This window comes from Paenibacillus sp. A3, assembly GCF_001399685.1.
GTDB lineage: Bacteria > Bacillota > Bacilli > Paenibacillales > NBRC-103111 > Paenibacillus_G.
This window is the reverse complement of record NZ_JTHN01000268.1, coordinates 1-12,106: the sequence shown is the minus strand read 5'-3', so window position 1 is coordinate 12,106 and position 12,106 is coordinate 1. Positions and strand designations below refer to the sequence as shown.

The 12,106-nt window shown below is 57.3% G+C and carries 11 protein-coding genes and 1 pseudogene; 8 read left to right on the top strand and 4 right to left on the bottom strand.

Annotated elements, in window-relative coordinates; genetic code table 11:
- Positions 1-43: 43 nt before the first annotated feature.
- The 4 genes and pseudogenes from QJ48_RS32360 to QJ48_RS32345 all read left to right on the top strand — a co-directional run.
- On the top strand, positions 44-355 hold the full coding sequence (locus tag QJ48_RS32360; RefSeq protein WP_082420770.1) for a hypothetical protein: 312 nt from the start codon (positions 44-46) through the stop codon (positions 353-355).
- 128 nt (positions 356-483) lie between these two features.
- Positions 484-912, top strand: a complete 429-nt coding sequence (locus QJ48_RS32355) for a cell wall hydrolase (protein ID WP_054977439.1) — start codon at positions 484-486, stop codon at positions 910-912.
- A gap of 439 nt (positions 913-1,351) precedes the next feature.
- Positions 1,352-2,062, top strand: coding sequence for a TrkA C-terminal domain-containing protein (locus tag QJ48_RS32350; protein WP_054977438.1), 711 nt, complete (start codon positions 1,352-1,354; stop codon positions 2,060-2,062).
- 110 nt (positions 2,063-2,172) lie between these two features.
- Positions 2,173-3,747, top strand: a pseudogene (locus QJ48_RS32345) (endonuclease); the annotation flags it as partial.
- Positions 3,748-3,852: 105 nt separating this feature from the next.
- Here QJ48_RS32345 and QJ48_RS32340 read toward each other — a convergent pair.
- Positions 3,853-4,554: a TerC family protein gene (locus QJ48_RS32340; protein WP_054977436.1), complete on the bottom strand. Its 702-nt coding sequence runs from the start codon at positions 4,552-4,554 to the stop codon at positions 3,853-3,855.
- A gap of 238 nt (positions 4,555-4,792) precedes the next feature.
- Here QJ48_RS32340 and QJ48_RS32335 point away from each other — a divergent pair, with 238 nt between their 5' ends.
- Positions 4,793-5,932, top strand: coding sequence for an alginate lyase family protein (locus QJ48_RS32335; protein ID WP_082420769.1), 1,140 nt, complete (start codon positions 4,793-4,795; stop codon positions 5,930-5,932).
- 65 nt (positions 5,933-5,997) lie between these two features.
- On the opposite strand, the gene clpP is transcribed toward QJ48_RS32335, so the two are convergent.
- Genes clpP through QJ48_RS32320 form a run of 3 tightly spaced genes read right to left on the bottom strand, consistent with a single transcriptional unit; the run spans position 5,998 to position 7,546 of the window.
- Positions 5,998-6,576 (bottom strand): ATP-dependent Clp endopeptidase proteolytic subunit ClpP, encoded by a 579-nt coding sequence (gene clpP / locus QJ48_RS32330; protein ID WP_036681016.1) that lies wholly within the window; start codon positions 6,574-6,576, stop codon positions 5,998-6,000.
- Between the two features lie 32 nt (positions 6,577-6,608).
- Positions 6,609-6,935, bottom strand: a complete 327-nt coding sequence (locus QJ48_RS32325) for a hypothetical protein (protein ID WP_054977435.1) — start codon at positions 6,933-6,935, stop codon at positions 6,609-6,611.
- Positions 6,935-7,546 carry a helix-turn-helix domain-containing protein gene (locus QJ48_RS32320; protein ID WP_193394526.1) on the bottom strand — a complete coding sequence of 204 codons (612 nt, stop codon included), beginning with the start codon at positions 7,544-7,546 and terminating at the stop codon, positions 6,935-6,937. Before QJ48_RS32320 ends, QJ48_RS32325 begins: the two co-directional genes overlap by 1 nt.
- Before the next feature lie 341 nt (positions 7,547-7,887).
- Between QJ48_RS32320 and QJ48_RS32315 the strand changes: the two genes are divergently transcribed.
- Genes QJ48_RS32315 through QJ48_RS32305 form a run of 3 tightly spaced genes read left to right on the top strand, consistent with a single transcriptional unit; the run spans position 7,888 to position 11,956 of the window.
- Positions 7,888-8,754: an AraC family transcriptional regulator gene (locus QJ48_RS32315; RefSeq protein ID WP_054977434.1), complete on the top strand. Its 867-nt coding sequence runs from the start codon at positions 7,888-7,890 to the stop codon at positions 8,752-8,754.
- A 43-nt stretch (positions 8,755-8,797) separates the two neighbouring features.
- Positions 8,798-9,817 (top strand): glycoside hydrolase family protein, encoded by a 1,020-nt coding sequence (locus QJ48_RS32310; protein ID WP_054977433.1) that lies wholly within the window; start codon positions 8,798-8,800, stop codon positions 9,815-9,817.
- 42 nt (positions 9,818-9,859) lie between these two features.
- Complete coding sequence (locus QJ48_RS32305) at positions 9,860-11,956, top strand: TIM-barrel domain-containing protein (RefSeq protein WP_054977432.1); 2,097 nt, start codon at positions 9,860-9,862, stop codon at positions 11,954-11,956.
- The last annotated feature ends 150 nt before the right edge of the window (positions 11,957-12,106 follow it).

The following is a 12,106-nucleotide window of genomic DNA, read 5'->3' as shown; positions in this document are numbered from 1 at the left end:
GATGGAGGCGCTGGCACAGGCGGGTACGTATGTTTTTTAGCCTATTCAGGGGTTCGAGCTAACGGTGCCCGCCGCTATGATGAGCAAAGCGATTTACAAATTATCCGCGATCCAAGCGGCGGTGCACGAAACGGCTATGCATAACGGCATGTGCCTGATTACAGGTATCATTCCTGTAGCCGCAACGGAGACCTTCAAGAGAAGCTTGCATGCGTTTACCCAGGGGGAAGGCTTCATGCTCGTTGAACCGGCCGGATTCGTAAGAATGCAAGGCGACGTGCCCATAAGAGCGCGGACCGATTACAATCCGTTAAACCGGAATGAATATTTGCTTCACGTCCTGCGCGCTTATTAAGGCCATGGCCGCCGCACCTGCACACCGCCCTTCCCTTGCTCTTGGAAGAAAAAGCCGCCCGTGTCAGTCACCTATGGGCAAGAACGGCAATACTCTGTAAGTATCATAACGATTGCAGAGGTGACATCATGGCCGTTGTCAAAGCCAGGCAGCAAGATATCGATCTGCTGGCCCGACTGCTTCGCGCGGAAGCGGAGGGGGAAGGGGAAAAAGGGATGATACTTGTCGGCAATGTAGGAATTAACCGCATTCGCGCGAATTGCTCGGACTTTAAGGGACTGCGTACGATTCCGCAAATGATTTATCAGCCGCATGCGTTTGAAGCCGTCATTCACGGGTACTTTTATCAGAAAGCCAGAGACCGGGAGAAGCGCTTAGCGCGCCGGACCGTGAACGGCGAACGGCAATGGCCGGCCAAGTTCAGTCTTTGGTATTTCCGGCCGGAAGGGGATTGCCCGCCGACATGGTATAACCAGCCGCTCGTGGCCAGGTACAAGAAGCACTGCTTCTACCAGCCGACCGCGGCAGAGTGCGATAACATTTATAACACGTATTAGCGCGTGCAGCGGACGCATGGCCCGGCCCGCCGCTGACAGTCGATGCCGGAGCGCCGCTCCTTCTGCCTCGGGATAACCGCAGTCCAAGCTGCTGTTTTCGGGGATGAAGGGGCGGCGCTTGTTTTCATGGGCAAATTGAGGAACGGCGATGCGTTAATCCGAGCTTTGAAATGTTGATGCATGCATAGGGGAAGCAGGATGATTTAACTGTGTCGAAAAATGTTCATGCTCCCCGAAATGAGGACGATAAAGCATCACAGATGTCCTAATTGCATCGGGGTGACGAATATTGAAAGCATAGCGGATCGCAGTTCCTCTAAGTTCGCGAACTTCACCGGCGCAGCGAACGGTAAAGGCATCGGGCGTGGGCGGCACCGGGTTCACCGGCGGACAAGTATGGTAATGAAGAGAATAGAACGGATAGAGAGGAGCCGGGGGAATGGGCTTTCTTTTCATTTTGATCTATTTTGTCTTGATTTTTATCGTGCTGGAAATTGCCGTCATGCTGTTGGTCGTTACGGGTCTCGACCATGAAATCGCCCGCTTCCAAGCGGTCTCCATGCTAACCTCCACCGGGTTCACCACCAAGGAGTCGGAGCTGATCCTGCGGCATCCCGTCCGGCGTAAGATCGGCGTATTTCTCATCTTGTTCGGGGTGTTCTCGCTCGCGGTGATGATCTCCACGCTCAGCAATGTATTGGCCCAAAGCTTCCGCGTGCCGCAGCTGATAGGTGTGACGTTAGGGTTCGGCCTCGTTTTGCTCGTAACCAAAAACAAGCGTATCGTCAACAGCTTGAAGCGGCGGTTTCACAAGCATCTCAAGCAGGAATTCGAGCTGCACGAGCTGCCGATCGAAGAAGTATTGTATTTTACGGGCAGCGATTTATTTACCCGCATTTCGATCTGCAAGGGGTCCGCTATGGCGGGGCGCGGTCTCCGCGACGTCTGTTGTCCGAAGGAGGACATCAATGTCTTGTTCGTACAGAGAGGAGAGACGAAAATCCGCAGCGGATGTTTGCAGTTGGCCCTCCAAGAGGGAGATATCCTATTCGTGTACGGAGATAAGGAAGCGATCGAACGAAGGTTCCGCGGCGAACTTGACGCCATGCGTCAAGAGGAAGGGAATGAGAAGCATGTCACCGAACTGTGAACCGCTTTTTGTCCAGCTTTTTTACGAAAAATTAATCTCCTAAGCTTTGACAAAATGGTAAAATAGATCTGGGTGGAATGTCCCAATATAGAAAATACTGGAGGTAACTGATGAGATCCTTTAAAGCTGTTCTTGCAAAAACGGCACTGGCGCTTTCGCTGCTCCTTCCGCTGCCGGGATGGATAGGGGAGGCGCCGAAGGCGCTGGCGGAAGGGCCGACGGACCCTGCCCCGTTCCTTAATCCTACGGTCGTGAACGAGAATGCGGGCAAAAAAATTCTGTTCGACAACACGCACGGCCAGACGGCCGGGGCTGCGGACTGGGTCATCGATGGGGCGTTCTCGGATTTTGGCAATGCGCTCGCGAACAACGGTTATTATGTAAAGGAGCTTCGCAAAACGACGCCGATCACGCTGAGCGATTTGAGCGGCTACGACGTGTTCGTGGTCGGAGAGGCCAACATTCCTTACAAAACAAGCGAGCAGGACGCGATGGTGCAGTACGTTCAGAATGGCGGCAGTATCTTTTTCATCGCCGACCATTATAATGCGGACCGTAACAAAAATCGCTGGGATGCCTCCGAGGTGATGAACGGCTACCGGCGGGGAGCCTGGACCGATCCGGCGAAAGGCATGAGCGCCGAAGAGCGCACTTCCGATGCAATGCAGGGAGTGGCCAGCTCGGATTGGCTCGCCACGAATTTCGGCGTCCGTTTCCGGTACAATGCGCTGGGAAACGTTACGGCCAATCAGATCGTTTCGCCTAACCAGGCGTTCGGGATTACTCAAGGCGTCTCGGCGGTCGCGATGCATGCCGGTTCGACTCTTGCCATCATCGATCCTCTCAAGGCAAAAGGCATCGTATACCTGCCGCAGACAAACGCCGCTTGGCCGAATGCGGTGGATCAAGGCGTATATAACGGCGGCGGGATGGCGGAAGGGCCGTACGCGGCTGTCGCCAAAGTGGCTGCCGGCAAGGCGGCGTTCATTGGCGATTCGTCGCCGGTTGAGGATGCCACGCCGAAATACCGCCGCGAAGAAACGGGACAAGCTAAAACGACTTACGACGGCTTTAATGAGCAGGACGACGGCAAACTGCTGGTCAACATCGTAAACTGGCTTGCCAAAAAAGAAAGCTACACGCAGCTTAACCAAGTCCCGAGCCTGCAGCTGGACCAACCGACTGCGCTGCTGCCGTTCGAAAACCCGGCAAGCTCGACCGAGCCGAAGCCCGAGCCGTGGTCAGCACCGGCGGCCGGATATAAATGGTGGGACCGTTCGACGTTCAAGCCGGGATCGTACGGCACCGGATCGGTAGTCAGCAATCCGGTGTACAGCTTCGTCAAGCAGGAGCCGCTCCCGAACGCCCAAGAGTTTCAGATTCGTGTCGTCGTGGACAATTTGGCTCCCGGGACGACGGTGTCGAACTTAAACCTGGGCATTTATGTGTCCGGCGGCACCCAAGTGGCGAAGATCCGCAATGCGGACGGCTCGTGGCCGGCGGGCTACGGCTACAGCTCGAATTTCTCGCTTACGGCCAACAGTCAAGGAAAGGCTACGATAGATTTGACGGTTCAGATTAAGCCGGGAACGAGCGGTTCGGCAAACCTCCGGCTCAGACAAGCGAGCAACAACTTGAAGACGGAGGCTGTCACCCTCTCGAATGTACCTGCACAGCCGCTGCCTTAAAGTTTAGCTTAACGGCACGTAAGGCCTCTGATGAAAAAACAAAGCACTCTTCGCCAGCCGGCGGCGCCATGCGCGTCGTACGGGACGAAGAGTGCTTTTTATTTAGGAAAGGGCGTGCTTTTCCGCTTCTTTTTTGGCATGCTCTTTCTCGAGCCTCCGGCTGGCCAGCTTGCCGATCACGACGACCAGCACAGCCAATCCGATGGGCAGCACATAGTGACCGGCTGGGAAGCTTGCCTCGATCCAATGACCGACCGCTTTATCGCTAAGCGTCATTTCCCCCGCCGTATAGCCAAGCAGCGCCGCTCCGAGCAGAACGATGACAGGAAAACGGTTCATGAGGCGCATCAGCAGTTGGCTTCCCCAAACGATCAGCGGAATGCTGATTGTCAGTCCTACGACGATCAGCAGCAGGTTTCCGCCGGCGGCACCCGCCACCGCAAGCACGTTATCGAGACTCATGACCAGATCGGCGACGATGATCGTCTGGATCGCTTCTCCGATCTTGCTGCTGGATTTCAAGGTTTCGGCGTTATCTTCGCCCTTCAACAATTTCACGGCGATATACAGGAGCAGCAGCGCTCCGGCTACTTGCACGAACGGAACTTTCAGCAGCCAGACGGCTGCGAAGGTGAGAGCGATCCGCAGCAAAATCGCTCCGAAGCTCCCCCAGAATATGGCTTTTTTCTGTTGCTCCGCCTGCAAATTGCGGCAGGCCAAAGCGATGACGACGGCATTGTCTCCGCTAAGCACGATGTTGATCAGAATTAATTTTAGCAGCCCGACGAGCAAATCGCCTTCCATACGCAGACTCCTTCCGCTTGCCTCAGTTTGCAATGTTTGAACTAGTCTATCATACTACTAATTCCTTTAATATAAAATGATTTAAGAATAAAACAACAAGTAGCGTCACGAGCCGTTCCCCAAAAACCTGAATAAAAGCCAAAAACAGATGAGAATATTCCATGTTCGGGTGTTTCCGCTTCCATATATAATGTAGGCGAGATTAGTAAGCCGACAGCATAAGAGAGGGGCGGAAGCGATGAAGGAGCTTGGAAAAGCGGAGGAACTGTGGAAGCAATTTGACGGAGCTTCGTCGCTCTTCGAGCGGGATTGGATGTTGAAGCATGCGGAGGCTGCAATGCGGACAAGGCCCGTCGCGATAACGGACCGGCCGGCGCCGCTGAGCGAAGGAGGCCTTCACGATTATTATTCCAACGGCGATTATTGGTGGCCGAATCCGAATACGCCGGACGGATTGCCCTATATCCGGCGGGATGGGGAGAGCAATCCGGGTAATTTTGACAGCCACCGGCATCTTCTCCGCAGCATGCGGACGCACACGGCGCATTTGGCGGCGGCCTATAAGCTGACAGGGGAAGAGGCCTATGCGGAAAAGGCGGCGTCCTTTTTGCGCACCTTCTTTGCGGACGATGCGACCCGGATGAACCCGCACTTGGCGTACGCTCAAGCGATTCCGGGCATTTGCGCGGGGCGAGGCATCGGCATTATCGATACGCTGCATTTGATCGACGTGCCTGTCGCGATTGAGGCGTTGAGAGACTCTCCGCATTTGACACCGGAGCTGTATGAAGCGCTGCGGCGCTGGTTCGCCGATTACTTGCATTGGATGCGTACGCATGAGAACGGAATCGAAGAAATGAACGAGGGTAACAACCACGGCATTTGCTGGTTTGTGCAGGCGGCTGTGTTCGCACGGTTTACGGGCGACGGGGAGATGCTGCGCTTTTGCCGTCAACGTTACAAGGAGTCGCTGCTGCCGGAGCAAATGGCTGTGGATGGCAGCTTTCACCGCGAGCTCGGCCGCACGAAGCCTTACGGCTACTCGATCTTCGCGCTCGACAACTTGACGACCTTGTGCCACGTGTTATCGACGCCGGAGGACGATTTATGGCGCTTTGAGCTGCCGGACGGCCGGGGGATTCGGCAGGGTTTCGAATACTTGTTTCCGTACCTGTTCGACAAAGGCGCATGGCCGCTTCCCCCGGATGTGGAGCATGACGAAGGGTGGCCGGCGAAGGTGTCGTCGCTGCTGTTTGCCGGACTTGCGCTGGGGCGACCGGAATACGTCGAGCTGTGGCAGCGGTTGGACGCGGACCCGACCGATCCCGAGGTGCGGCGCAATATCGCGATTCGCCAGCCGCTGCTTTGGTTAAAGTAGCGCGAATACCAAAAAAGGACCGGGCTTCCTTGGAAGAAGCCCCGATCCTTATTCGCTGCCTTAATTTAAGGCTGCATGACCTTATCGATCAAGCCGTAAGTCACCGCATCGTCTGCGGACAGGAAGTAATCGCGGTCCATATCCCGCGCCACCTTCTCCAGCGGCTGGCCCGAGCGTTCGGAGACGATCCGGTTCAGCCGGTCCCGGGTATCGAGGATGCGGTCGGCATGAATTTTCATATCGGACGCTTGCCCCTTCATCCCGCCCCATGGCTGATGAATCATGACTTCGGCGTTAGGCAGCGCATACCGCTTGCCTTTGGCTCCGGCGACGAGCAGAACGGCGGCGAAGGAGGCGGCGAAGCCTACGCAGATGGTCGACACGTCGGGTTTGATGAACTGCATCGTATCGTAAATCGCGAAGCCTGCGGTGGTCGAGCCGCCGGGCGAATTGATGTAAAGATGAATGTCTTTCTCGGGGTCCTCGGCCGACAGCAGCAGAAGCTGAGCGGTGATCGAGTTGGCGACTTGATCGTCGATCTCGCTTCCGAGAAAGACGATGCGGTCTTTCAGCAAGCGGGAATAAATATCGTAGGAACGCTCCCCGCGGCCAGTTTGTTCTACGACGACCGGTACATAGTTCATGCTTGATGCCCTCCTTGGGTAGTTTAGACCGCTCAGGCGGCCAGCGCTTGAATATTCGCGCCTCCACGGCTCAGGCCGCGTTGGCTGCGTGCGGTAAAGCCCGAGGAGACCATGATGAGCACTTCCTCGGCGCCCGGCTCTCCGGTTCGCGAAGACAGCGTCCAGCGGGTCACGGTCGCTTCCGAGCGATCGTTTCCGGCCTGCCGGTAGTCGTCCAAGTGCGTCACCTGCCGGCGGCCTCGTTCGGCTTCCCGGTCCCTTTGCGGCTCCGACCACTGCCATACGACGGCCGGAGAGTTTTCTCCGCCGGCTTCGGCAGCGCTGTTCTGCTTTGCTTCGTGCTCTCGTTCGCGTTCCATTACGCATTCCCTCCCGAGGATTGATCGATTTGCGGATATACGGCCAGCACGACGTGATACGGGTCTGCCGGTTCCGCTTCGTTCGCCGGTTTGCGGTACTTGGCGGTCAACTGCCGGACAAGGGCGGCGTACTCCTCGACAAAAGCGTGTCGCTCCTCCGCATCCCGGAGAGAGACTTGAAACTGCAGCGACGCGCTTGGGATGTCCTGGCCTTCGTCCGAATGCTCCATCAGGAGCAGCGCATCCTGCTTGATGCGCTCCGCCGTTTGAACCAGATGGGACAACGAGCCTTGGTCCTTGAGGCGGCGGACCGTCTCCGGCTTCATTCCCAGTTGATCGGACAGGATGAACGTCTTGGCGACGGCTTGATAAAGCACCTCGACCAGGTTGCGTACCTGCCTCGTACCGACCCGGCGCACGAGCCCGGCTTTCTCCAGCGCCTTCAAGTGATAGTTGATCCGCTGCGGCGCTTCCCCGATCGCCCGGGCCACTTCCGCCGCGGAAGCGGGAACGACCAGCCGTGCGGCAATATCCGCCCGCAGCGGATTGAGCAGTACCATGGCTTGCTCCGGGGCTTCAATCCGCAGGCTTTCCAGTATGTCTTCGGTCACAGTGGTTCATCTCCGTAAAACAGTATTTGCTACGTAAAAATATATTATTACGTAACTTAGTCGTTGTCAATGGGCTCGAAAATAATCCGTCGGCAGCAGCGGAGCATGGGAAGGAATAGCAAAAGAGCGATACATGATCTTAAAACTCCGTAATCATTTGCGTTTCGATTCCGTATAAGATGAGCTTAGAACAAAAGGAAAGTCAAGATGCGCCGAAACTTTAATGAACGAGCCGCCGTGCAAACATAGCATCGTTGGCGTGTACCCTGGGTGATTCGAAATGTGTCTGGCGCGCGAACCGGAATCGGAATCGGTTCACGCCTAAGCAAAGGAGGGCTTCCATGAACGGGGTCGATGTGACGCATAACGAGTTGAGGGACGCCGGGCTTCGGGCAACCGGGTTCTACAGCTTCGGCGCCGGATGCCAGAACGAAGTGACTTCGGGCAAGAAGGACGGCGAAGCGTATTTATTGCTACTGGCATTGAAAGGCCGCGGAGAACTGCGGATGGAAGCGGAATCGTTCGTCGTTCTTTCCGGCTACTATTATCTGATCCCTCCGGAATACGGTTGTAAGCTCGCATTGTCGACGGAAGGGCGGGCGCTCGGCGTCCGGTTCGAGCTGCGCGACGGCGGCTTGGAACGGATCGTCCGGACCATGCCGCGGATGGGAGCTTGCGGCTCGGCCGCGGTGTCCGATATCGAATTTTGGCTGCAAGCGGGTGGATTGCCGGGCGATGCGGACGATCCACTGGCGTCCTACAGGATGGACGCGGCAGTCAAGACGGTGCTGCTTACCTTGGCGCGGCTAGGAGGGGGACAGAAGCCGTTGACTCACGAGGTTCGCTCCGAACAAGCGTTATCCGGCGGCGGTCCGTTTCCGATGGCCGATTACATCCGCAATCATTATGCGGCCAAAGTCACGCTCGACGATATGGCCAAGCGATTCGGCTTCCACCCGCATTACATCATACGGATGTTCAACCGGCGGCTTGGGATGAGTCCGATTCAATATTTGCAGGAAGTGCGGCTGCTCAAAGCGATGGAGCTGCTCGAAACGACGAGCATGACCGTGACGGAGATCAGCGAAAGCGTCGGCTGGACGACGTCCTACTTTTCCCGGCTGTTTCATGAGCGTAAAGGCGAGTCGCCCTCGCAATTCAGGAAAAAGAAAATGAAGTCCCCGGTCACCGCCATGAAGCATTTTTAACGACTCTAAACAATCTTATTTCGAGAAAAGAGAGGCGAATGGGATGAAATGGGAAATGCTGCCGGCGCCGCGACAAGGCGGCTTCCGGATGGAAGGATATTGGGTATGGTGCGGTTCCGTCGTGCAAGGGGAGGACGGAAAATACCACATGTTCGCTTCGCGCTGGCCGAAATCGCTGCCGATGCATCCGGGTTGGCTTCTGCAATCCGAGGTGGTCCGTGCCGTGTCGGATACGCCGGAAGGGCCGTATGCATTTCAGGAAGTCGTGCTGCCGGCCCGCGGCGCCCAATACTGGGACGGGCGCAGTACGCACAATCCCCACATCGTGAAGCATAAAGACCGGTATTTGTTGTTTTATATGGGCTCGACGCATCCGCTCAGCGATCCCGATCCGGAAACGTTCGAAGGCTTGAACGATCCCCGGACCATCGTGGCACGGGCAAACAAGCGCATCGGCCTCGCAACGGCGACCAGCGTGTTCGGTCCATGGACCCGGCGGGAAGCTCCGATTCTCGGCGTGCGGCCCGGCAAGTTCGACAGCTTCCTGACGTCCAACCCGGCGCCGAGCGTCGGCGAGGACGGCTCCGTGCTGCTGATCTATAAAGCGCGCCGGTATGAAGGCAACGCTCACGGCAAAATGACCATCGGCGCCGCAGCGGCCGATCAATACGAAGGCCCGTACCGGGTGCTCCAGGAAACGCCCGTTTTTCCGCCGGAGCGGTTCCATCTCGAAGATCCGTTTATTTGGCGGACCGAGGACGGTTATGAATTGATTGCCAAAGATATGGACGGCACCGTCTGTGGCGAAAAATACGGCGGCATCCGCGCGCATTCCCGCGACGGGCTGAATTGGGAAGTAAGCGAGGAGCCCCAAGCTTACTCGCGTACCGTTGTCTGGGATGACGGAACGGTGACGACACTCGGCAATCTGGAGCGACCGTTTCTGCTTTTTGATGCGAACGGCAAGCCCACGCATCTGTTTGCAGCGGTATCGGACGGCGTGAAAGGCTTTTCGGATTGCAGCAACACCTGGAATCAGGCATTTCCCTTAAAGATGAAATAAGCGGTCATTATGCGTAAAAATCGGTCCAAAGGGGAGAAGCAAATGGCACAATCGACATTGACCTGGCAGACGGTAGCTCCGGGAATATGGCGGCTAAAGGCGGGACGTCCTTCGACGCTGTCTCCCGCTTCGGTCATGAACCGGACTCCCAAGACGGCAGCTCTGCAAACGATGGGTGAAGCCGAATTCCCGTTCGATGCGGCAAAGGTGAAAATTGAGCGGGTCGGCGGCCGTATCGTCGTGGCGCTGCCGCTCGGAAGCGAGGAGTCGCTGTACGGACTGGGTCTGCAGCTTCTGAAGCTGAATCACCGCGGCCGGACGCGTTATTTGCGGGTCAACAGCGACCCGAAGCAGGATACGGGGGAGACGCATGCTCCCGTTCCGTTCTATGTATCCAGCTTAGGCTACGGGGTATATGCGGATACCTCCCGCATCGTGACCCTGTGCTGCGGCTCGTCGGTCCGGTCGGACAGCGGCCTGTCCGGGAACGCGAAGGATCGCAACCGCGATTCGTCGTGGAGAGCGACGCCGGTGAGCGACCGGGTGGAAATTACGGTGGCGGACGAGGGGATGGACGTTTATGTTTTTGCCGGACCGACGCCGCTTGACGCCGTTCGCCGCTACAACTTGTATTTTGGCGGCGGCTCGCTTCCCCCGCGCTGGGGGCTTGGCTTCTGGCACCGGGTGCCCAAAAGCTACTCGGCCGACGAGGTGCGTGCGGAAGCGGCGGCGTTCCGGGAACGGGGCATTCCGTGCGATGTCATCGGACTTGAGCCGGGCTGGCATACCCGCAGCTATCCGGTAACGTACGAATGGAACCGGGAGCTGTTTCCCGATCCGGAGCAATTTGTCCGGGACCTGGAAAAGGACGGCTTCAAAATCAACCTGTGGGAGCATCCGTACGTATCGCCGGATGCGGCCATTTACGAGGCGCTTCGGCCGCTTTCCGGATCCCACACGGTTTGGCACGGCTTGGCGCCGGATTATACGCTGCCCGAGGCGCAAGCGATTTATAGGGAACAGCATGAACGCGAGCACGTGAAGATCGGCGTATCCGGCTATAAGCTGGACGAATGCGACGGCAGCGAGCTGACCCGCAACTCGTGGATGTTCCCTGCGCATGCAAGCTTTCCGTCAGGCTATGACGGCGAGCAGCAGCGGCAGCTGTACGGCTTGCTGCTTCAAAAAATGACCGACGATCTATACCGCTCCCATAACCGCAGGACGTACGGCTTGGTTCGTGCTTCCGCAGGCGCCGCTTCGTCGCTTCCTTACGTGCTTTATTCCGATTTGTACGACCACCGAGACTATGTCCGCGCCTTGTGCAATTCGGGGTTCAGCGGCTTGCTCTGGACGCCCGAGGTGCGAAAAGCGGGGAGCAGCGAAGATTGGATCCGCCGGATGCAGACTGTATGCTTCTCGCCGCTTGCCATGCTGAATGCATGGGCCGACGGGACGAAGCCGTGGTCGTTCCCCGAGGTCGAGCCCATCGTTACCCGCTACATTCGCTTGCGCATGCAGTTGCTGCCTTACCTGTATTCAACCTTCGCCAACTATTGGGCGGAAGGCGTGCCCCCGGTGCGGGCCATGGCTCTGGAAGCCGGCGTGACGGTGCGCGCGCAGGCCGGCAGCGGCCGCTTCGACTCGGATGAATTCGCTTACGGGGGCGCAGCGGATAAAGAATGGGACGACCAGTTTATGTTCGGCGATTCGCTGCTCGTTGCCCCGCTGTTTGAAGGAGAAACGGAGCGGATCGTTTATTTGCCGCAAGGTCTATGGTACGACTTCGATACGGGGGAACGCTTCGAAGGCGGCCGTACGATCCGCGTGCGGCCAGGGCTTGAGAAGATTCCGGTGTTCGTGAAGGACGGCGCGGTTATTCCGATGATGGCCGTCATGGACCATGCACCGCGCGCCGGAGAGAAGGTCGATCTGGAGCTGCACCATTACGGCACGAGTCCGGGCAAGTTCCGGCTGTTTGACGACGATGGGGAGACGTTTGCCTACGAGAGAGGCGAGTACCGCTGGAGGATAGCCGAAGTCACCGTGGATGCCGAAGGCCGGAAAAGCGGCTCCCTGAGCGGCACGGAAGCCGGTTGGTCCTCGGCGTACGGCGAATTCGTGTGGGTATTTCACTAGTGCAAAAAGGCGCCAAAGGGGGCCGGAGCTTGTTGAGAAAGTGGTCAATTGAGGTAATAGAGGGAGTACGAGGGGGGGGGTATCTACTTCCGGTCGCTGTTGTCTGCAGGAAATTTTTATTGGAAGCTGCTTAGCAGCGGGTATTTCCCG